This window comes from Streptomyces purpurogeneiscleroticus (assembly GCF_020024005.1).
In the GTDB taxonomy this organism is placed as follows: Bacteria; Actinomycetota; Actinomycetes; order Streptomycetales; family Streptomycetaceae; genus Streptomyces; species Streptomyces purpurogeneiscleroticus.
This window is the reverse complement of the sequence record NZ_NHSG01000371.1, coordinates 18,632-38,738: the sequence shown is the minus strand read 5'-3', so window position 1 is coordinate 38,738 and position 20,107 is coordinate 18,632. Positions and strand designations below refer to the sequence as shown.

Here is a 20,107-nt window from a genome sequence, read left to right as displayed (position 1 = left end):
GCGGCCGACAGACCGGGAGCAGGACCGGACGGCCTGCTTGTGCCGGGTTCGATGACGGCAATTGCCCAGGAAATCCCGCGTCTCGTGGCCGGGTCCCGGTGTAATAGTCGGAGGGGTATATCTCCGCCCGATGGTCATCGGCAGTGCGTAAAAGCCTGGGCACAGATCGGCCACCCCGGAAGTACCGTCCGGAGCGCGCACAACGCCCGTTTCCCCGCGGCGTCTCGTCCGTGCCCCCCCGGCCGCGTCAGCGCATGTGTACGCCGCGGCGGGACAGATACCGCATGGGGTTGATGTCGTTGCCGTAGCCACGGGCGTCGCGTACCTCGAAGTGCAGGTGGGGGCCGCTGGAACGGCCGGTCGAGCCGCTGGAGCCCAGCCGGGTGCCGGGGCCCACGTGGCGGCCCTTCCTGACGGCGATCCGGGAGAGGTGGCCGTACACGACGTAGTGACCGTCACGCATGCGAACTGTCACTGCCTTGCCGTAGTCGCCGGAGCGGCGGGCCAGCACCACCGTGCCGTAGCCCACCGAACGGACGCGGGTGCCGGTCGGTACGGCGAAGTCCACGCCTGGATGGTGCCCGGCGGCCCAGTCTCCGGGCACGCCGTACCTCGCCGTCACGTGGTAGGGAGCGGTGATCGGCCGGGCGTAGCTGCCCGCCGCGTCGACGGCGGCCGCGTCATGAGGGGCCGTCAGGGTCAGGGCCAGGGCCGAAGCGGCGACGGCGGTCGGGACTGTACGGCGCAGGGTCAGGCCCTTGAACGGGCGCGGTGCCAGGTCCTTGAAGGCTGTCATAGAGGTGACCTCACCGGTTCTGACGGCCCGTTGCAATGCGCAATCCCGCCGCACGGGTTAATGGCGTGGACCACTCGGTGCGGCGGGCGCGGCGCGCATACCGCGGGCGCGCCGTGCATGGCTCCGCGCCTCCGCCGGGCAGGCTGGAGGCAGGGCCGTACTCGCCGGGTCTTCCCACGCACCCACCGGAGCAGCCGCATGCACGACGACCGCAGCATCGTGGAACACCGCCTCCGCCGCGTACTCGAAGAACGCGTCAGGCCCGCCCTGTACAGCGCGTCCGTGCCGCTGACCGTGGGCCGCTGGGACGCGCCCGGCGAGCCGGTGCCGGTGGCGGAGGGGCTGGCCGCCCCGTACGGACCGGCGGCGGCCGGTGACGCGTGGGGCCCGGCCTGGGGCACCAGCTGGTTCCGGCTCACCGGGCGGGTGCCGGAGGAGTGGACGGGCCGCACCGTGGAGGCCGTGCTGGACCTGGGGTTCGAGCGGATGAGCCCCGGCTTCCAGAGCGAGGGCCTGGTGTACCGCGCGGACGGCGCGGCGGTGAAGGGGCTCCATCCGCGCAACGACTGGGTGCGGATCGGCGACCGGGTGGCGGGCGGCGAGGAGGTCGAGCTGTACGTCGAGGCCGCCGCCAATCCGGTACTCAACGTCCAGCAGCCCACCTATGAAGGCGACCGGCTCACCTCCGGTGACGCGCCGCTCTACCGCCTGAACCGCCTGGATCTGGCGGTCTTCGAGCCCGCCGTGTGGGAGCTGATCCAGGACCTGGAGGTGCTGGGCGGGCTGATGGAACAGCTCCCGGCGGACGACGCGCGCCGTCACGAGATCCTGCGCGCTCTCGAACGTGCCCTGGACGCCCTGGACATCGACGACGTACCGGGTACGGCCGAGGGCGCACGTGCCGAGCTGGCCGCCGTGCTCGCCGCGCCGGCCCACGCTTCCGCGCACCGCCTCAGCGCCGTCGGCCACGCCCACATCGACTCGGCCTGGCTGTGGCCGCTGCGCGAGACCGTCCGGAAGGTCGCGCGTACCTGCGCCAACACGACCGCGCTCATGGACGACCACCCGGAGTTCGTCTTCGCCATGTCCCAGGCGCAGCAGCTCGCCTGGATCAAGGAGCACCGGCCCGAGGTCTTCGCGCGGGTGAAGGAGAAGATCGCGGCCGGGCAGTTCGTGCCGGTCGGCGGGATGTGGGTGGAGTCGGACACCAACATGGTCGGCGGGGAAGCCATGGCCCGGCAGTTTCTGTACGGGAAACGGTTCTTCCTGGAGGAGTTCGGGATCGAGACCGAGGAGGTCTGGCTGCCGGACTCCTTCGGGTACACCGCGGCCATGCCCCAGCTGGTGAAGCTCGCGGGCGCGCGGTGGTTCCTCACCCAGAAGATCTCCTGGAGCCAGACCAACGCCTTTCCGCACCACACCTTCTGGTGGGAGGGCATCGACGGCACCCGGGTCTTCACCCACTTCCCGCCCGTGGACACCTACAACTCCGAGCTGAGCGGCCGCGAGCTGGCGCACGCGGCGCGCAACTACCGCGAGAAGGGCCGCGGGAGCCGGTCCCTCGTCCCCTTCGGGCACGGCGACGGAGGGGGCGGCGCGACGCGCGAGATGCTGGCGCGCGCGGAACGGTGCAGGGACCTGGAGGGTTCGCCGCGCGTCGCGATCGAGCGGCCTGCCGCCTTCTTCGAGCAGGCGCACGAGGAGTACGCGGACGCCGCGCCCGTGTGGGTCGGCGAGCTGTACCTGGAGCTGCACCGCGGCACGTACACCTCGCAGGCGAAGACCAAGCAGGGCAACCGCTTCAGCGAGTCGCTGCTGCGCGAGGCGGAGCTGTGGGCGGCGACCGCCGCGGTCCGCGTACCGGAGTACGCGTATCCGTACGAAGAACTGGAGCGGCTGTGGAAAACGGTCCTGCTGCACCAGTTCCACGACATCCTGCCCGGTTCGTCGATCGCCTGGGTGCACCGGGAGGCCCGGGAGACCTATGCGCGGGTCCACGCCGAGCTGCGGGACATCGTCGACGGCGCGCAGCGGGCGCTCGCCGGGCCCGGCAGCGACGAGATCGTCTTCAACGCGGCGCCGCACGCCCGGCACGGCGTACCGGCGGGCGGCGCGGGCCGCGCGGTCAGCGGACGTGCCACGGAGGTCAGCGCGGCCGAGCGTCCCGGTGGCGGGTGGACCCTCGCCAACGGGGTGCTGCGCGCCGAGATCGACGGGCGCGGGCTGCTGGTCTCCGTGTACGACCTGCGGGCCCGGCGCGAAGCGGTGGCGCCGGGGCGGGCCGCGAACCTCCTCCAGCTCCACCCCGACCTGCCCAACTTCTGGGACGCCTGGGACATCGACGCCTTCTACCGGCACCGCGTCACCGACCTGACCGAGGTGGCGGAGCTGCGGCTGGTCGCCGACGGGCCCGACGCGGCCACGGTCGAGGTCCGTCGCGCCTTCGGGAACTCCACGGTCACCCAGGTCGTTACGCTGCGTGAGGGGTCCGCCACCCTGGACATCACCGCCGATGTCGACTGGCACGAAAAGGAGAAGATCCTCAAGGCCGCCTTCCCGCTGGACGTGAAGGCCGACCGGTCCGCCGCCGAGACCCAGTTCGGGCACGTCCACCGGCCCACCCACACCAACACCACTTGGGAGGCAGCCAAGTTCGAGATCTGCGCGCACCGCTGGATCCAGGTCGAGGAGCCCGGCTGGGGCGCCGCGCTGGTCAACGACTCCACGTACGGGCACGACGTCACCCGTGACGTACGCGCCGACGGCGGCCAGACCACGACCGTCCGGCTCTCCCTGCTGCGCGCTCCGCGCTACCCGGACCCGGAGACCGACCAGGGCCGGCACCGGCTGCGGTACGGGCTGGCGCCCGGCGCGGGGACGCTGGACGCCGTGCGCGAGGGGCACTGGATCAACCTCCCGGAGCGGACGGTGCCCGGCTCCCGGGAGGTCGAGCCGCTGGTCGGCGTGGACAACGACGCGGTGGTCGTCGAGGCGGTCAAGCTCGCCGAGGACCGCGGTGGCGACGTGGTCGTGCGGCTGTACGAAGCGGCCGGCGGGCGGGCCTCGGCCACGCTCACGGCGGGCTTTCCCGTGCGCGCCGCGTACGCCACCGACCTGCTGGAACGGCCGCTCGCCGACGCGCCTCGGTATGCCGTGACGGACGGCGGGCGGGTGGCTGTCGCGCTGCGGCCGTTCCAGATCCTGACGCTGCGGCTGTCGCGGGGTGCCCGGGGGACGCACGACTAGGGCGTGGCCGTACGAATGCGGCGCAGGCCCACGTACTCCAGCTCCGCGAAGACCGCGACGATCACCGCCCCCGCGGCGAGGAAGAACCGCCCGAAGCCGGTCAGCGGGACGAGGTCGGTGCAGGCCAGGACGGCGAACGCGGCGCCGCAGACGACGTTCAGCGCGATCGCGCCGGCCACGAGGCGGCGCGGCAGTACGGGCTGCCGGGCGAGCAGCCAGAACGCCGCCGCGCCGCACACCATTCCGCACCCGGACACCACCGCAAGCCCGCGCGGCAGCCCCAGCGGGGTGGTGGTCAGCGCGGCGGCGGCCAGCATCAGCACGGCGAACGCGGCCGTGCTCGCGCTGTCGGTCCGCAGCACCGTCCGCAGCAGCCAGGACGCGTCCCGGGCGGGGCGGCGCCCCGAGGCGGAGAGGGGAGAGGTCGAGGTGGTCATGCGGGCCTCCTTGGCCTGTGACGGTGCGTACGGAGCACCCCGTACGGGCGGTCCGTACGGAGTGGTCCGTACGGAGTGGTCCGTACGCATCGAACGGTGGCAAGGGGCAGGTGGCGCGGGCAATGACCTCCGAGGTCATGGACGCCGCGACCGGCGACGTTAGGCTCAAGGTCATGAGCGCCGAACTCGCCGCGTCAGCAGTACCGTTCGCCCGCGACGCCGCGTCCGACGGCCGGCCGCGCGTCGGCACCCTGCTGCGCGACTGGCGGCGCCGCCGCCGGCTCAGCCAGCTCGAACTGGCCCTGCGCGCCGACAGCTCCGCCCGGCACCTGTCCTGCGTGGAGACCGGCCGGGCCCGCCCCAGCCGCGCGCTGGTGCTGCGCCTCGCCGAGCACCTCGACGTGCCGCTGCGGGAGCGCAACAGCCTGCTGCTGGCGGCCGGTTACGCGCCCGCCTACCGGGAGAGCGGGCTGGAGGACGACGGGCTGCGGTCCGTGCGCGGCGCCCTGGACATGATGCTGACCAGCCATCTGCCGTACCCGGCGGTGGTCGTCGACCGCGGCTGGAACGTCGTCACCGGCAACCGCGCCATGGGCGTCCTCCTGGACGGCGTACCCCCGGAGCTGCTCGCGCCCCCGGCCAACGTGGCCCGCATGGCACTGCACCCCGAAGGGCTCGCCGCCCGGTGCACCAACCTCCCCGAAGTACGTGACCACTTCATGGAGCGGCTGCAACGCGAGGCCGAGGCCACCGGGGACCCCGAACTGCGCGCGCTGTACGAAGAGGTGCGTGCCTACGGTCCTCCGGAGGCGGCGACCACGCTCGCCCACGAGCCCACCGGACCGCGCACCCCGGAGGCCGTCCTCCCCCTCCGCTTCCGCACCCCGCACGGCGAGCTGGCCCTCTTCAGCACCATGGCCGTCATCGGAGCCCCCAACGACGTCACCCTCTCCGAACTGGCCATCGAGCTCTTCTTCCCCCTCGACGACCGGACGGCGGAGGTGCTGCGCACGCTCGACGACGCGGCCGGCTAGCCGGGCCCCGTCCGCCGAACGTCCGTCGCGCTCAGCCTGCGGCCTGACGTGAGGGTCAAGCAAGCAGGGGAACCTCAGGCCCTCGGGAAGCGTTCCTCCAGTACGGCGCCGAACAGCGCCTCCACGTCCTCGCGGTCCAGGCCCTCCGCGCGGGCCCGGTCCAGCCAGCCCGCCAGCTCGGCCCGGAGCACCGCGTCCCCGGCGGACTCCGGACGGGCGAGCGTGCGGCTCACGAAGGTGCCCAGGCCCGGGCGTGGCTCCACCAGGCCCTCGCGCTCCAGCTCGCGGTATGCCTTGAGCGTGGTGTTCGGATTGACCTTCGTGGCGGCGGCGACCTGCGCGGCGGTCGGCAGCCGGTCGCCCTCCACGAGCGTGCCCAGCCGCAGCGCCTGCCGCACCTGCTGGACGATCTGCTGGTACGTGGCGACGCCGCTGCGCCGGTCGATGCGGAATTCGACCATGATCAGCGCCTTTCCGCTCGGGGTGCGCGCCAGGGTGCGCGGTGGGTGTTCAGAGCGGCCGCCGGCGGGTCCATTGCACGATGAACGCCACGATCAGGACGGTCGGTACAAGGAGGACGCCCGTACCGCGCCACTGCATGACCGCCATCTGGTCGAAGCTGAAGTACTCGACGATCTTATGCACGACGCCCAGGTCGGACAGGCACGCCGGCTCCGACTTGGCGTCGACACAGGTGCCCCAGCCCAGGAGGCGGCCGTCGGCGGTGCCCAGCCACTGGTCGAAGTTGATCGCGGCGGCCGGGATGTCCGGGAAGTCGCCGGAGGCGGGGCCGGTCGCCGTGTGCGGGGTGGCGAGGCGGGGCCGCAGATAGTCCAGGGCGAACGACGTGCCGGTGGCGGCGACGAGCGTGAGCAGCATGGCGGGCACCACGCGGCGTACGAGCATGCCCACGGCGATCCCGCAGCTGGTCAGGAACAGCGCCAGGGCGACCGGCAGCGGGCCCGTGATGTCGAAGACGGTGCCTCCGAACCAGTCGCCGTAGTTCACGAGCCGGCTCGCCGGTGACCACAGAGCGGTGAAGGCGAGGGACATCAGCGTGGTGCTGACGAGGACGGCCAGCAGCGGCAGTGCCACGGTCGCGGCGATCCAGCGGGTCCGCGGGACGGACTGGGTGGTGGCCAGCCGTACGGTGCCGTGCTCCTGCTCGCCCGCGATCAGCGGGGCGCCGAGGAAGATGCCCAGGAGGGTCGGCAGGGACGACAACGCGTACATGCGGTCGAACACCGGCTTGTAGATCTGGTCGAACTTCTCGGCGTGGCTGTCGTCGTTGCCGTACTGGGCGACGAACTCCAGCACGCCGGCGCGGTGGTAGAGGCAGTACCCGCACACCACCACCGTGACGGCGGCCAGCAGCAGGAACGCCGTGCGGTTGCGGCGCCACACCAGCCAGGTCAGGCCGTGCAGCGGGCCGCCGCTGCGGGCCGTGGCGGTACGGGCGTCGGTCAGCGCGCTCACGCCGCCTCCAGGTGGTTCGAGGGCCGGGCAGCGGCCGTGATCAGGGGCGGGGCGTCGGGGGAGCGGAGGTAGCCGAGCAGGACCTCTTCCAGGCCGGGCACGGCGGTCTCCCACGGGCCGTCGGGCAGCTCGGCCCGGGGCCCCTCGCTCCGTACGAGTGCGGTGAACTGCCGCCCCGTGACGCGGGTCTCCACGACCGTGTGGCCGTCGGTCAGCTCCCGGGGCGGGGCGCCGTTCTCCGCCGCGCCGGTGAGCAGCGTGTGCGCGGGCAGCAGCGCGTCGGTGTCGCCCGCCATCCGCAGCCGGCCCCCGGCCAGCACGAGGAGGAAGTCGCACATCTCCTCCAGGTCGGCGAGCACGTGGGACGACATGAGCACCGTCGTGCCGTGCTCGGCGGCCTCGGCCATCAGCAGGCCGGACAGCTCGTGCCGGGCGAGCGGGTCGAGGTCGGCCATCGGCTCGTCGAGCAGCAGCAGCTGCGGGCGCTTTCCGAAGGCCAGCGCGAACGCGACCCGGGTGCGCTGCCCTCCGGACAGCGTCCCGACCCTGGCGTCCGGCGCGATGTCCCCGGACCGCACGATGCGCTCCGCCGCCGCCTGGTCCCAGCGGGGGTTCAGCTCGCGGCCCATGCGCAGCGTCTCGGCGACCGTGAACCGCTTGTACAGCGGCTTGTCCTGCGCCAGGAAGGCGAACCGGGACAGCACGGCGGGGTCGGTGACGGGCACGCCGAACAGCTCCAGCGTTCCGGTGGTCGGCCGGACGAGCCGGGTGGCGGCCCCGAGGAGCGTGCTCTTGCCCGCGCCGTTCGGCCCGACGAGCGCGCAGACCCGGCCGGCGGGCAGCCGGAAGGACAGGTCCCGCAGGGCCCAGCCGCGCCGGTACTTCTTGCCCAGCTCCCGGGCTTCCATCGCGATGGCTTCACTCATCCCGGCCCCCCCCTTTCACTAGTTAATTAGTGGAATGAGTATGGGAGGGTGCCCGGGAGGATGTCAACAAAGATCGAGAACGCGGGGGCGAGGCTCGGTGGCCCTCGGCGAACCGGCGTTACAGCAGCTTGCCGAAGCAGCGGCTGTCGTCGTACTCCCGGTAGTGCCCGAACTTCGGCACCGGCCGGTAGCCGCTGGACGCGTACAGCTCCAGCGCCTCCGGCTGCTTGATCCCGGTCTCCAGCACCATCCGCGTCCGCCCGGCGGCGCGCGCGTCGTCCTCCAGCGCGGCCAGGATCCGGCGCGCCAGCCCGCGCCCGCGCGCCTCGGCCGTCACGAACATCCGCTTGATCTCGGCGTCGCCGTCCGAGTACCCCTCGTCGTTGGCGTCCTGCCGGCGCCAGCCGCCGGTCGCCAGCGGGCGGCCGTCCTCGTACGCGAGCAGGTAGATCCCGTTCGGCGGCGCGAACATCTCCGGATCGAGCGGGGTGACGTCGGGGTCGCCGTACCGCAGCACGTACTCCTGCTGCACCAGCTCATCGAGCTTCACGGCGTCGGGGTGGTCGTACCGCACGGGGCGGACAACGGGCGAAATCTCCATTCATGGAATCGTACGGGCGTCCGACCGCGTGGGGCGAGCGCGTTCCGTGAGTCGGTATCGTGCCCGGATGCTCACCGTGACCTCAGTAAACGTCAATGGCCTGCGGGCCGCCTCGAAGAAGGGCTTCGTGCCGTGGCTGGCGGAGACCGCCGCGGACGTGATCTGCCTGCAGGAAGTACGTGCCGAGCTCGACCAGCTCCCGGCGGGGGTGCGGGCGCCCGAGGGCTGGTTCGCCACGTACGCGCCGGCCGCGGCCAAGGGGCGGGCCGGCGTGGCGCTGCTCACGCGCCGGGAGCCGGACGAGGTGCGGGTGGGCTTCGGGTCGGCGGAGTTCGACACCAGCGGCCGCTACGTCGAGGCCGACCTCCCGGGCGTCACGGTCGCCAGCCTCTACCTGCCCTCCGGCGAGGTCGGCACGGACCGGCAGGACGAGAAGGAACGCTTCATGGCGGAGTTCCTGCCGTACCTGGTGGAGCTGAAGGGCAAGGCGGCGGCGAACGGCCGCGAGGTCGTGGTCTGCGGCGACTGGAACATCGCCCACCAAGAGGCCGACCTCAAGAACTGGAAGGCCAACCAGAAGAAGGCCGGCTTCCTCCCCGAGGAGCGCGCCTGGCTCACCCGCGTCCTGGACGAGGCGGGCTACCGGGACGTCGTCCGCGCCCTCCACCCGGACGTCGCGGGCCCGTACTCCTGGTGGTCCTACCGCGGCAAGGCGTTCGGCAACGACGCGGGCTGGCGCATCGACTACCAGATGGCCACCCCGGCCCTCGCGGACCGCGCACTGAAGGCATTCGTGGAACGCGCCGCGACCTACGACCAGCGGTGGTCCGACCATGCTCCGGTGACGGTGGTGTACGACCTCTGAGCCGGTCCGGGATGCCCGGGGTGGTGAGCCCCGGGCGTCCCCGGTGCCGTTCACTCGCGTGTCCGAGTCGGGGACTCCAGCGCGACGTTTCTTTCACTCGTTCATGCGTGTTAGTCGGCATATCTCCTGGTTTCATGCTTTGTTGCGTTTTGTCGACATTGACGCCGCGCGGTCGTTCCGGTCGTGCGGCAAGCCAGGAGAGGAAACGCAACATGCGGTACAGGATCAAGGCTGTGTCCGGCGCGGTGGCCGGAGCGGCGCTGCTGCTCGCCCAGGCGGGGACCGCCATGGGTGACCCCGGCGGCCGGCCCGCCGCCCCGGGGAAGGGGGACTTCCGCATCGCCAGCGCTGCCGACGGCCGCTGCCTGGCGCCCCGTGCGGCCAAGGGAATGCTGGATCTGTCGCTCATCACCTGCGGCAGCCAGGGCGCGACCGACGTGTTCGGGCTGAAGCCGCACGCCGAGCGGTTCCAGCTGCGCAGCGACGCGAAGAAGGGCTGCCTCGGCATCAACCCCGCACGGAAGCTGATGTTCCCGTCCTGCTCGGTGAAGCAGATGACGGACTGGACGTTCACGAAGCACGGCGCCGGTTACCAGATCCGCAGACCCGGCACGGACCCCAGTCGGGGACAGCTGCGCGGTGCGCCCCAGCAGGACTGCGTCACCGAGATCCTCGACCGGAAGAAGGGCGACCGCGTCGCCCTGAAGCCGTGCTCCCTCAAGGACCCGCGGCAGATCTGGAAGCTGACCGAGGTCCGGCAGGCGGCGGCCGCGCAGCAGCAGGACCCGGTGCAGCAGCCGCAGAACGGTAAGCAGGAGCCGGCGAAGCCGGAGCCTGGCCACCACGACGCTGCCAAGCCGGAGCCGGCGAAGCAGGACGCGACGAAGCAGGACGCGACGAAGCCCGCGTCCGGTCACCACGAGGCCGCGAAGCCGGACCACGGGAAGCCGGCGGCCGCCAAGCCGGAGCCCGGCCACCACGACGCGGCCAAGCAGCAGCCCGGCCACCACGAGGCGGCGGCTCAGCCGGAGGCGGCCAAGCCCGAGGAGGCGAAGCCCGCGGGGACCCAGCCGCACGTGGCGAAGCCGGCGGGCGCGTAGCCGGTAAGTAGTGCGAGGAGCCCGTTCCCGGCGCGCGCAGGCCGCCGGGAGCGGGCTCAGTCCGCTTCCGGGCCGCCCGCCGCCGTCTCGCCCGTCGCCGTCTCGTCCGCCCCCGTGCCGCCCGCCCAGGAGGACAGTTCCGTGCCGATGCGGCGGTCCATGGCCATGGACAGCTCGGCGTCGACGATGCTCTTGGAGAGCGGGCGGAGCTTGTCGATGGTCCCCGCGATCCTGGTGAGCTCCTCGGGGCCGAGCGTGCCGCCGGCCGCCGCGCGCGCCAGTACGTCCTGCAGGACGTGGGTGCGGATGACCGTGATGAACAGCTCGGCCAGCGCGTCGGCGTGCGCGCGCACCTGGCGCCCGGCGTCCAGTACGGCGGCGAGCGGCACGCCCTCGGCGACCAGGTCGGTGGAGGCGTCCAGCAGCCGGCGGCTGATGTGCACGAACTCGTCGCCGTCCACGGCGAGATAGCCGATGTCCAGGGACTTGGCGAGGTTGTCGACCGTCACATGGTCCTTGAAGTGGTCGGCCAGCTCCTCGGGGGTGAGCCGGACCGGTGTCTCCTCCGAGAAGGGGGCCACCAGCGAGCCGCTGTCCAGCCCCAGCAGCTCGCCGACGTCCCGGCCGCTCTCGAAGGCGGTGAGCAGCTGTGCGATGCCGCCGAGGTTGTGACCGCGCTCCAGCAGGCCCGCGATGGTCCGGAGCCGGGCCAGGTGGTGCTCGTTGTACCAGGCGATGCGGCCCTCGCGGCGGGGTGGCGGGATGAGCTTGCGCTCGCGGTAGAAGCGCAGCGTACGCACCGTGATGCCGGCCTCCTTGGCCAGCTCGGTCATGCGGAACTCGCGTTCCTTCGGGCCGTCCTTGGTGCCTGTCTTCGCTTCCACGGCTTCAGCCTATGCCGAGGGTCCGGAGGCGCTGCGAGGTGCAACCGCCGGTAACTTCCTCCCGTCCAACCCCTACCGCTCAGTACGTACCTCGCCTACTCTCCGACTGTGCCAGTGATTACTGGCGCGGTTCGGAGCGGGTCAGGGACGGACACAGGAGGCGCGGCATGGCCGAGCGCGAGCGCGAGCACGAACACGTACGGGTGGCGGTGATCGGATCGGGATTCGGTGGCCTGGGGGCCGCCGTCCGGCTGCGCCGCCAGGGAATCACCGACTTCGTCGTCCTGGAACGGGCCGACTCGGTGGGCGGCACCTGGCGCGACAACAGCTATCCGGGATGCGCCTGCGACGTCCCCTCTCACCTGTACTCCTTCTCCTTCGCGCCCAACCCCGAGTGGCCGCGGAACTTCTCCGGGCAGCCGCACATCCGGGCGTACCTGGAGAAGGTCACCGACACCTTCGGGCTGCGCCCGCACATCCGCTTCAACGCGGAGGTGCGCAGCGCGCGCTGGAACACCGACGAGCTGTACTGGGAGATCGAGACGGCGCAGGGGACGCTCACCGCCGACATGCTCGTCTCGGCGACCGGGCCGCTCTCCGACCCGCAGATACCCGACGTCCCGGGCCTCGACGGCTTCGAGGGCAAGGTCTTCCACTCGGCCCGCTGGGACCACGACTACGACCTGCGCGGCAAGCGCGTCGCGATGATCGGCACGGGCGCCTCGGCGATCCAGATCGTGCCCGCGATCCAGCCGACCGTGGACAGGCTGACCGTCTTCCAGCGGACGCCCCCGTGGGTCATGCCGCGCGCGGACCGGAAGATCACCCGCGCCGAGCACTGGCTGCACACCAAGGTGCCCGCCACCCGGGCGCTCCGCCGCCAGCTCCTGTGGGGCATCCGCGAGCTCCAGGTCTCCGCGTTCACCAAGCGGCCCAAGGAGCTGGGCATGGTCCAGGCGCTGGCCAAGGCGCATATGCACCGGGCGGTCAAGGATCCCGCGCTGCGCGCCAAGCTCACCCCCGACTACACCATCGGCTGCAAGCGCATCCTGCTGTCCAACAGCTACTACCCGGCGCTCGCCAAGCCCAATGTGGACGTCGTCGCCTCCGGTCTGAAGGAGGTGCGCGGCAACACCCTGGTCGCCACGGACGGCACCGAGACCGAGGTCGACGCGATCATCTTCGGCACCGGCTTCCACGTCACCGACATGCCCATCGCCGAGCGGGTGACCGGCGCGCACGGCACCACGCTGGCCGAGGAGTGGAAGGACGGCATGGAGGCGCTGCGCGGCAGCAGCGCGGCCGGCTTCCCCAACTTCCTCACGATCATCGGGCCCAACACCGGGCTCGGGAACAGCTCGATGATCCTCATCATCGAGGCCCAGCTGAACTACATGATCGACTACCTGCGCCAGCTCGACCTCCTCGGCGACCGGATCGCCCTGGACGCCCGCCCCTCCGCGGTGCACGCCTGGTCGGCGGGCATCCAGAAGCGGATGGAGCGGACCGTGTGGAAGACCGGCGGCTGCGACAGCTGGTACCTGGACGCCAACGGCCGCAACACGACCGTCTGGCCCGGCACCACCGCCGAGTTCCGCAAGGTCACCCGGCAGGTCGACCTCGCCGAGTACGAGGTGCTGCGGCCACAGCCGGGCACGGCGACCGGGGACGCCGAGGCGGACAAGACCGTGGAGGCCGTCGCATGAGCCGCCCGCCGCACGTCACCAGCGGGCGCTACGCCCCGCCGACCGCCCGCCGCGAGCTGACCGTCACCTCGGCCGACGGCTCCCGGCTGCACACCGAGATCCACGGCCCCGAGGACGCGCCCGCCGTCGTCCTCGCGCACGGCTGGACCTGTTCCACCGCCTTCTGGGCCCCGGTCGTACGGGAGCTGGCCACCGACCACAAGGTCGTCGTCTACGACCAGCGCGGCCACGGCCGCAGCCCGGCGGCCGGCCCCGGCGGCTACAGCACCGAGGTGCTGGCCGACGACCTCGAAGCCGTACTGGCCACCGCGCTGGAGCCGGGCGAGAGAGCCGTACTGGCCGGGCACTCCATGGGCGGCATGACCGCGATGGCCGCGGCCCGCCGCCCGGGGATGCGCGAGCGCGCCGCCGCGGTACTGCTGTGCAGCACCGGCGCCGCCGACCTCGCGGCGGAGTCCCGGGTGATACCGCTGCGCTCGCCCGGCGCGCGCCGCTTCGCGCACCGCGCCGTCCTCGGCTCGCGCGCCCCGCTGGGCCCCGTCACGCCGCCCGGCAAGCGCGTCCTGAAGTACGCCACGATGGGTCCGCACGCGACGCCCGAACAGATCGAGGCGTGCGCCCGCATCGTGCATTCCTGCCCGGTCGGGGTACGCGCCCAGTGGGGCAAGGTCCTCGCGAGCCTGGAGTTGACCGGCGAGGTGGCCCGCCTGGCCGTGCCCACCGCGATACTGCAGGGCACCGCAGACAGGCTCACCCCGATCGTGCTCGCCCGCCGGCTGGCCTCCGTACTGCCCAACTGCCTCGGCCTCACCGAACTGCCGGGGCTGGGCCACATGACGCCCATCGAGGCGCCGGACGTGGTCGCCGGCAGGATCCGGGAGCTGGTCCGGGACCACCTGACCGCGGCCGCCCCCGAGCCGGCCGTGCTCGCCCCGCAGCAGAAGACGAAGGCGCGGCGCGCCAGGGAAGCGAAGGAGAAGACGGCATGAGTGGACGCAGGACCCTGGAGGGCCAGGTCGTCGTCGTCACCGGTGCGGCCCGGGGCGTCGGCGAGCTGCTGGCCCGCAAGCTGTCGGCCCGCGGCGCCACCCTCGCGCTGGTCGGCCTGGAGCCGGACGAGCTGAAGAAGGTCGCCGCTTCCTTGCACGGCGAGGCCGCCCACTGGCACGCCGACGTCACCGACCACGAGGCGCTCGCCCAGGTCGCGCAGGAGGTGAAGGCCCGCTTCGGCAAGGTGGACGTGGTGGTCGCCAACGCGGGCGTCGCCACCGGCGGCCCGTTCGTCGACTCCGACCCGGTCGCCTGGAAGCGCGTCATCGAGGTCAACCTCATCGGCGGCGCGGTCACCGGGCGCGCCTTCCTGCCCGTACTGATGGAGTCCCGCGGGTACTTCCTGCAGATCGCCTCGCTCGCCGCGATCACCCCGGCGCCGATGATGACCGCGTACTGCGCGTCCAAGTCGGGCGTCGAGGCGTTCGCGCACAGCCTGCGCGCCGAGGTCGGGTACAAGGGCGTGAAGGTCGGCGTGGGCTATCTGAGCTGGACCGACACCGACATGGTGCGCGGCGCCGACCAGGACGACGTGATGCGCGAGCTGCGCCAGCGGCTGCCCTGGCCGTCGAACAAGACGTATCCGCTGAGCCCCGCCGTCGACCGGATCGTGGCCGGCATCGAGCGCCGCTCCGCGCATGTGTACGGGCAGTGGTGGCTGCGCGGAATGCAGTCCATCCGCGGCTATCTGCCTGCGATCATCGGGTCGGTGGGGCAGCGCGAGATGAAGCGCTTCGGTGACCGGCTGGACGGCATGAAGGTCGGGCTGGTGGGCGCCGGCGGCGCGGCGGACGAGAGCGCGCGGTCGCAGCGGTAACCAACGCGTCACCTGTCCGAAATGATGCTTCTGTGGGTTTATGTCACACTGGTGTACGTTCTGTCGTCACCCCCACGGGAGTACACGTCATGGGCCTCATAGACCAGTTCCGGGCGAAGCAGCGGGAGCTCGACGAGCGGGCGCGGCAAATGACCGGTGACGAGGACGTGCCGGAGCGCACCCAAGAGGCGGCGTCCCGCCCGCGCAAGACCTCCGAGGAGGGTCTGGACGCCTGAACCGGCCTTCGCATACGTGAGGGGCGCACCCGGGCCACCGGGTGCGCCCCTCGCTCTGTGCGCACTCTGTGCGTTTACCCCCGCGGCGGCAGCGTCGGCCGGCTGTTGTCGGGGACGTTGGCGAGCCCGGGCGGGTCCGTCGCCGGGTGCCGCTCCAGCAGCTCCAGCGCCGTACGGACGGCGACGCCCAGCTGCGGGTTGCGGCCCTCCGCCCACTGGAGCGGCGAACGCAGCGCCTGGATGTCGGCTTCCACGCCGCGGTTCTCCACGTCCCAGCCGTACGCGTCGAACCACGCGGCGTTCATCGGGACGGTGATCGACGTGCCGTCGCCGAGGCGGTGCCGGCCGGTCATGCCGACCACCCCGCCCCAGGTGCGCAGGCCCACCACCGGGCCGATGCCCTGGAGTTTGAAGGCCGCGATGATCATGTCGCCGTCGGAGGACGTCATCTCGTCCGCGACCGCCACGACCGGTCCGCGCGGCGCGTTCGACACATACGTCACCGGCTGCGCGTCCCGGGTCAGGTCCCAGCCCACGATCGTGCGGGTCAGCTTCTCGATGACCAGCTCGGAGATGTTGCCGCCGGCGTTGCCCCGTACGTCCACGATCAGCGCCGGGTGCGAGACCTCCATCCGCAGATCGCGGTTGAACTGCGCCCAGCCGGAGCCGCCCATGTCGGGGATGTGCAGATAGCCGCACTTGCCGCCGCTCAGCTCGCGCACCACCTCGCGGCGCTTGGCCACCCAGTCCTGGTACCGCAGCGGCCGCTCGTCGATCAGCGGCACGATCGCCACGCGGCGGGAGCGGCCGTCGCCTTCGGGGGACTCGAAGGTCAGCTCCACGGTGGTGCCGCCCGCCGCTGCCAGCAGGGGAAACGGGCCCGTCACCGGGTCGACCGCGCGGCCGTCGATGTGCGTGAGCACCGCGCCCTCGCGGATGCCCGTACCGGCCAGCGGGGAGCGGGCCTTGGAGTCGGAGGAGTCGCCGGGCAGGATGCGCTTGAGGATCCAGCGGTCGTTGCGGCACACGAAGTTGGCGCCCAGCAGGCCGATCGCGCGCTGGTAGTGCGGCGGGCCCTCGTTGCGCCGCGCGCCGGTGACGTACGCGTGCGAGGTGCCCAGCTCGCCCATCACCTCGCGGAGCAGGTCGGCGAACTCGTCCGGGGAGGCGACCCGCTCGACCAGCGGGCGGTACTGGTCCAGCACGGCGCCCCAGTCGATGCCGCACATGCCCGGATCCCAGAAGTAGGACCGCACGATGCGGCCCGCCTCGTCGAACGCCTGCCGCCACTCCGCCGCCGGGTCCACGTCGTGCAGGATGCGCCGCAGGTCCAGGAAGACCGTGGAGTCGGCGTCCGGGGTCTCCAGCGCGGGCACCGACCGCAGATCGCCCTCGTCGTTGATCACGAGACGGGTGCCGTCGCCGCTGAGCGCGTAGGAGTCGATCGAGCCGGTCAGCTCCGTGCGCTTGGCCTTGACCAGGTCGAAGTGTTCCAGCGTGGGCTGGCCCGAGGTGTTGTCCGGGTTGGCGAAGGTCTCGCCCAGCGCCCCGGAGATCGGCCAGCGCAGCCACACCAGCCCGCCGCCGGCCACCGGCGCGAGCGCGGAGTACTTTGAGGCCGCGACCGGGAACGGCGTCACCCGGCTGGGCAGCCCTTCCACCTCCACCAGCACCATGCCCTCGGCCGCCGTGTCCACCGGGTCCAGGCCACCGGCGGCCGGCCGGCCCTCGGGGGAGAGCGCGAAGGGTGAGGGCGTGGCGGAGTTCAGCGGGACCAGGTACGGGCGGCAGCCCAGCGGAAAGGACAGGTCGCCGGTGTGCACGTCGTAGACCGGGTCGAAGCCGCGCCAGGACAGGAACGCGAGGTAGCGGCCGTCGCGGGTGAAGACCGGCTGCTCGTCCTCGAAGCGCCCGTTGGTGACGTCGACGACCGTCCCGTCGCCCAGCTTGGCGATCCTGATCTTCCGCAGCGACCGGCCGATGCCCGGATGCGACCAGGTCAGCCACTTGGAATCGGGCGAGAACGCCAGGTCGCGCACCGGTCCGTTGTCCGAGCGCACCAGTTCGGTGACCTCGCCGTCGCCCTCCTCGGAGGCGTCCACCAGCAGCAGCCGCCCGTCGTTCGCGGCCACCGCCAGCCGCTCGCCGTCCGGCGCCGACACCAGCTCGTGCACCCGGCCGAGCTGCCCGGCGGCGAGCCGGCGCGGCTCCTCGGGCCCGGACGCCTTCGGCAGGTCCGAGATCTCGATGGCGTCCTCGCCCACCACATCGGTGATGTACGCGATCCGGCCCGTGTCGCCCAGCATCTCCGGCAGCCGGACCCGCACGCCCGGCATGTCGTGGATCGTGCGCGCCGGGCCGTCGCGGTGCGTGAGCCAGTACAGGCTGCCGCGGACGCCGACCGCGCTGGCCCGGCCCGTGGCGTCCACCGCGAGGGAGGTGACGTTGGCGGCGGCGGGCACCTGATGCGTGCGGCGGCCCGTGCGCGGCCCGCCGAGCCGGACCGGCAGCTTGCGCGGCCTGCCCGCCGGGCTCAGATCGTCCACCAGCCACAGCTCGCCCGCGCACTGGTACACGATGCGCTCGCCGTCGCTGGCGGCGTGCCGGGCGTAGAAGTCCGCGTGATCGGTGTGGCGGCGCAGGTCCGTGCCGTCGGGGAGGCACGAATAGACGTTGCCGACGCCCTCGTGGTCGGAGAGGAAGGCGATGCGGCCGTCGACGAACATCGGGGTGTCCAGATGGCCGTTGATCTCCGGCACCAGCTGCGTGCCGTGCAGCCACAGCCGCCCCGTCGCGCCGCCGCGGTACCGCTTCCAGGCCGCGGGCTCGTGCGGCGGGGTGCCGCTGAGCAGCAGTGTCTGGTGTTCGCCATTGATGTCGGCGACCGCGATGTTCGACACCGGGCCCCACGGCAGCCGTCCGCCGGGGCTGCCGTCCGTCGGCAGCTTGTACGCCCAGGAGTAGTACGAGAACGGCTGGCCGTGCGAGGACACCGCCAGGATCTCGCCGTCCGGGGTCCAGCCGCACACCCGGGCGTCCACGCTGCCCCAGTAGGTCAGCCGGCGGGCCGGGCCGCCCTCGGCGGGCACCAGGTGAACCTCCGGGTCCAGGCTGCGCCATGTGGTGAACGCGATCTCGCTGCCGTCGGGGGAGAAGCGCGGATGGCTCACCCGTGTGCGGTCCACGGTCAGCCGCCAGGCGCGGGGCGGCTCGGCGTCCTCCGGGACGACCGGTGCCACCCACAGGTCGTCCTCGGCGGCGAAACACAGCGTGTCCCCGTGGATGTGGGGGAAGCGGAGGTAGGAACCGCCGCTGCTGCCTCCGTCCGGCTTGACCGGCCGCAGGCGGCCGCGGGCTCTGGCGGGGGCGGACTGCGTCTCCGAGGGCGGCTCGACAGCCTCCTGTGCGTCGCTCACCCGTCCATCGTTTCGGCCTAGGCAGGCCGCGGCAACTCGACTCCCATAAGTCACCCCAAGGGGTGACGGTGCGTGGAGCCGTGCCCCACGCTTCCCTCCGGGCGTGCGCCGGTGCCGCACGCGGTGGTGGCCGATGTCATATCGCGTCGCTGCCGGTACGGAGCGAAATGCTCCTCGGCCGCCGCAGACCCGGGGAAAAGAGGGGAATTGCCGCCCTTTGCCGGTGCCGTCGGGGGTGCCCCCGACGGACGCAGGGGTAGTGACCTCCCCGAACGGGCAGTTCCGCGGTACGAGCGCTCTTGCACATGATTTGCAGTACGACCACCATGAGTGGGTTACGACCACGAGCGGAGAGCCCAGCCATGCATGTCCCCGACGGATTCATCGATGCCCCGGTCTCGGTGGCGACCGGTGCGGTCGCCGCGGCCGCCGTCGCGGTCAGCCTGCGCGGCGCCCGCCGCGAGCTGGGCGGCGACGGCCTGGGCGGTGAGCGCACCGCGCCGCTCGCCGGCCTCGTCGCCGCGTTCATCTTCGCCGTACAGATGCTGAACTTCCCCGTGGCCGCCGGCACCAGCGGCCACCTCCTGGGCGGAGCCCTGGCCGCGATACTCGTCGGCCCCTATACAGGGGTCCTCTGCGTCTCCGTCGTCCTGCTCATGCAGGGCGTCCTCTTTGCCGACGGCGGCCTCACCGCGCTCGGCGTCAACATCACGGACATGGCCGTGACCACGACGGTCGTCGCCTATCTGCTCTTCCGCGGCCTGGTGAAGGTACTGCCGCGCAAGCGCCGCTCGATCACCGTCGCGAGCTTCGTCGCCGCCCTGGTCTCCGTCCCCGCCGCCGCCCTGGTCTTCACCCTGCTCTACGCGCTCGGCGGCACCGCCGACGTCTCCACCGGCAAGGTGCTGACCGCCATGGTCGGCGTGCACGTGCTCATCGGCATCGGCGAGGCCGTCATCACGTCCCTCACGGTCGGCGCGGTCATCGCCGTACGGCCCGACCTCGTGTACGGCGCGCGCGGCCTCACCAAGCCGCTCGAACTGAAGGTCACCCCCGTCGCCGCGCCCACAGCACCGGGCGCGCCCCGCCCCGAGCCGGTCGCCGCCCCGGTGGTCGCGGCCGAGGCGGCGCCCACGGCCGAGGCCGAGCCGAAGGCCCCCGCGCCGGCCCCTGCCCACCGCTCCGCCAAGCGCGTCTGGCTCGCCGGTGTCGCCGCCGCCCTGGTCTGCGCCGGCGGCATCAGCTACTACGCCTCCGCCAGCCCCGACGGCCTGGAGAAGGTCGCCCAGGACCAGGGCCTCGACAAGCAGGAGAAGGACCACGCCGCCAAGGACTCCCCGCTCGCCGACTACAGCGTCAAGGACATCACCGACGCCCGGCTCTCCGGCGGCCTGGCGGGCGTGATCGGCGTCGGCGCGACCCTGGCCGTCGGCACCGGAGTCTTCGTGGTCGTCCGCCGCCGCCGTGACGCAGCGGATGCCGCCGCTACCGAAGACCGCACCCCCGAGCAGGTCTGA

At 72.4% G+C, this 20,107-nt stretch carries 17 protein-coding genes; 9 read left to right on the top strand and 8 right to left on the bottom strand.

All coding sequences use genetic code 11. The annotated features are described in order from the left end of the window. Positions 1 to 247: 247 nt before the first annotated feature. Entirely contained in the window at positions 248 to 796 is a 549-nt protein-coding gene (locus CCS38_RS26510; protein WP_223735841.1) for a murein hydrolase activator EnvC family protein, read from the bottom strand. A 198-nt stretch (positions 797 to 994) separates the two neighbouring features. Here CCS38_RS26510 and CCS38_RS26505 point away from each other — a divergent pair, with 198 nt between their 5' ends. Next, positions 995 to 4,042 carry an alpha-mannosidase gene (locus CCS38_RS26505; RefSeq protein ID WP_223735840.1) on the top strand — a complete coding sequence of 1,016 codons (3,048 nt, stop codon included), beginning with the start codon at positions 995 to 997 and terminating at the stop codon, positions 4,040 to 4,042. On the opposite strand, the gene CCS38_RS26500 is transcribed toward CCS38_RS26505, so the two are convergent. Next, positions 4,039 to 4,479, bottom strand: coding sequence for a hypothetical protein (locus CCS38_RS26500; protein WP_223735839.1), 441 nt, complete (start codon positions 4,477 to 4,479; stop codon positions 4,039 to 4,041). The two genes, CCS38_RS26505 and CCS38_RS26500, sit on opposite strands and share 4 nt — an antisense overlap. Before the next feature lie 17 nt (positions 4,480 to 4,496). On the opposite strand from CCS38_RS26500, the gene CCS38_RS26495 reads away from it, so the two are divergent. Beyond that, positions 4,497 to 5,513: a helix-turn-helix transcriptional regulator gene (locus tag CCS38_RS26495; RefSeq protein ID WP_223735838.1), complete on the top strand. Its 1,017-nt coding sequence runs from the start codon at positions 4,497 to 4,499 to the stop codon at positions 5,511 to 5,513. A gap of 74 nt (positions 5,514 to 5,587) precedes the next feature. On the opposite strand, the gene CCS38_RS26490 is transcribed toward CCS38_RS26495, so the two are convergent. The 4 genes from CCS38_RS26490 to CCS38_RS26475 form a co-directional block, all read right to left on the bottom strand. Further along, on the bottom strand, positions 5,588 to 5,974 hold the full coding sequence (locus tag CCS38_RS26490) for a GntR family transcriptional regulator (RefSeq protein WP_223735837.1): 387 nt from the start codon (positions 5,972 to 5,974) through the stop codon (positions 5,588 to 5,590). A 49-nt stretch (positions 5,975 to 6,023) separates the two neighbouring features. Further along, complete coding sequence (locus tag CCS38_RS26485; RefSeq protein WP_223735836.1) at positions 6,024 to 6,989, bottom strand: ABC-2 membrane transporter-related protein; 966 nt, start codon at positions 6,987 to 6,989, stop codon at positions 6,024 to 6,026. After that, positions 6,986 to 7,915: an ABC transporter ATP-binding protein gene (locus CCS38_RS26480; RefSeq protein ID WP_223735835.1), complete on the bottom strand. Its 930-nt coding sequence runs from the start codon at positions 7,913 to 7,915 to the stop codon at positions 6,986 to 6,988. Before CCS38_RS26480 ends, CCS38_RS26485 begins: the two co-directional genes overlap by 4 nt. Positions 7,916 to 8,033: 118 nt before the next feature. Continuing rightward, positions 8,034 to 8,516, bottom strand: coding sequence for a GNAT family N-acetyltransferase (locus tag CCS38_RS26475; RefSeq protein ID WP_223735834.1), 483 nt, complete (start codon positions 8,514 to 8,516; stop codon positions 8,034 to 8,036). A 67-nt stretch (positions 8,517 to 8,583) separates the two neighbouring features. Here CCS38_RS26475 and CCS38_RS26470 point away from each other — a divergent pair, with 67 nt between their 5' ends. After that, entirely contained in the window at positions 8,584 to 9,381 is a 798-nt protein-coding gene (locus tag CCS38_RS26470) for an exodeoxyribonuclease III (RefSeq protein ID WP_223735833.1), read from the top strand. A gap of 212 nt (positions 9,382 to 9,593) precedes the next feature. Continuing rightward, positions 9,594 to 10,481, top strand: a complete 888-nt coding sequence (locus CCS38_RS26465; RefSeq protein WP_223735832.1) for a ricin-type beta-trefoil lectin domain protein — start codon at positions 9,594 to 9,596, stop codon at positions 10,479 to 10,481. Between the two features lie 56 nt (positions 10,482 to 10,537). On the opposite strand, the gene CCS38_RS26460 is transcribed toward CCS38_RS26465, so the two are convergent. After that, entirely contained in the window at positions 10,538 to 11,314 is a 777-nt protein-coding gene (locus CCS38_RS26460; RefSeq protein ID WP_223735860.1) for a MerR family transcriptional regulator, read from the bottom strand. Positions 11,315 to 11,532: 218 nt separating this feature from the next. Between CCS38_RS26460 and CCS38_RS26455 the strand changes: the two genes are divergently transcribed. From CCS38_RS26455 to CCS38_RS26440, 4 genes are all read left to right on the top strand, one after another. Beyond that, on the top strand, positions 11,533 to 13,071 hold the full coding sequence (locus tag CCS38_RS26455; RefSeq protein WP_223735831.1) for a flavin-containing monooxygenase: 1,539 nt from the start codon (positions 11,533 to 11,535) through the stop codon (positions 13,069 to 13,071). Further along, a complete protein-coding gene (locus CCS38_RS26450) occupies positions 13,068 to 14,060 on the top strand; it encodes an alpha/beta fold hydrolase (protein ID WP_223735830.1) in 993 nt (330 codons plus the stop codon). Before CCS38_RS26455 ends, CCS38_RS26450 begins: the two co-directional genes overlap by 4 nt. After that, on the top strand, positions 14,057 to 14,938 hold the full coding sequence (locus CCS38_RS26445; protein ID WP_223735829.1) for an SDR family oxidoreductase: 882 nt from the start codon (positions 14,057 to 14,059) through the stop codon (positions 14,936 to 14,938). Before CCS38_RS26450 ends, CCS38_RS26445 begins: the two co-directional genes overlap by 4 nt. An 89-nt stretch (positions 14,939 to 15,027) precedes the next feature. Further along, on the top strand, positions 15,028 to 15,174 hold the full coding sequence (locus CCS38_RS26440; protein ID WP_223735828.1) for a hypothetical protein: 147 nt from the start codon (positions 15,028 to 15,030) through the stop codon (positions 15,172 to 15,174). A gap of 74 nt (positions 15,175 to 15,248) precedes the next feature. Here CCS38_RS26440 and CCS38_RS26435 read toward each other — a convergent pair whose 3' ends face one another. Then, positions 15,249 to 18,518, bottom strand: a complete 3,270-nt coding sequence (locus tag CCS38_RS26435; protein WP_223735859.1) for a S41 family peptidase — start codon at positions 18,516 to 18,518, stop codon at positions 15,249 to 15,251. Between the two features lie 434 nt (positions 18,519 to 18,952). Here CCS38_RS26435 and CCS38_RS26430 point away from each other — a divergent pair, with 434 nt between their 5' ends. Continuing rightward, on the top strand, positions 18,953 to 20,107 hold the full coding sequence (locus tag CCS38_RS26430) for an energy-coupling factor ABC transporter permease (protein WP_223735827.1): 1,155 nt from the start codon (positions 18,953 to 18,955) through the stop codon (positions 20,105 to 20,107).

Bases quoted from the DNA above. Each gene is read 5' to 3' on its own strand.
- CCS38_RS26510 (WP_223735841.1), bottom strand. From the start codon at position 796: ATGACAGCCTTCAAGGACCTGGCACCGCGCCCGTTCAAGGGCCTGACC.
- CCS38_RS26505 (WP_223735840.1), top strand. From the start codon at position 995: ATGCACGACGACCGCAGCATCGTGGAACACCGCCTCCGCCGCGTACTC.
- CCS38_RS26500 (WP_223735839.1), bottom strand. From the start codon at position 4,479: ATGACCACCTCGACCTCTCCCCTCTCCGCCTCGGGGCGCCGCCCCGCC.
- CCS38_RS26490 (WP_223735837.1), bottom strand. From the start codon at position 5,974: ATGGTCGAATTCCGCATCGACCGGCGCAGCGGCGTCGCCACGTACCAG.
- CCS38_RS26480 (WP_223735835.1), bottom strand. From the start codon at position 7,915: ATGAGTGAAGCCATCGCGATGGAAGCCCGGGAGCTGGGCAAGAAGTAC.
- CCS38_RS26475 (WP_223735834.1), bottom strand. From the start codon at position 8,516: ATGGAGATTTCGCCCGTTGTCCGCCCCGTGCGGTACGACCACCCCGAC.
- CCS38_RS26470 (WP_223735833.1), top strand. From the start codon at position 8,584: ATGCTCACCGTGACCTCAGTAAACGTCAATGGCCTGCGGGCCGCCTCG.
- CCS38_RS26465 (WP_223735832.1), top strand. From the start codon at position 9,594: ATGCGGTACAGGATCAAGGCTGTGTCCGGCGCGGTGGCCGGAGCGGCG.
- CCS38_RS26460 (WP_223735860.1), bottom strand. From the start codon at position 11,314: ATGACCGAGCTGGCCAAGGAGGCCGGCATCACGGTGCGTACGCTGCGC.
- CCS38_RS26455 (WP_223735831.1), top strand. From the start codon at position 11,533: ATGGCCGAGCGCGAGCGCGAGCACGAACACGTACGGGTGGCGGTGATC.
- CCS38_RS26450 (WP_223735830.1), top strand. From the start codon at position 13,068: ATGAGCCGCCCGCCGCACGTCACCAGCGGGCGCTACGCCCCGCCGACC.
- CCS38_RS26445 (WP_223735829.1), top strand. From the start codon at position 14,057: ATGAGTGGACGCAGGACCCTGGAGGGCCAGGTCGTCGTCGTCACCGGT.
- CCS38_RS26440 (WP_223735828.1), top strand. From the start codon at position 15,028: ATGGGCCTCATAGACCAGTTCCGGGCGAAGCAGCGGGAGCTCGACGAG.
- CCS38_RS26430 (WP_223735827.1), top strand. From the start codon at position 18,953: ATGCATGTCCCCGACGGATTCATCGATGCCCCGGTCTCGGTGGCGACC.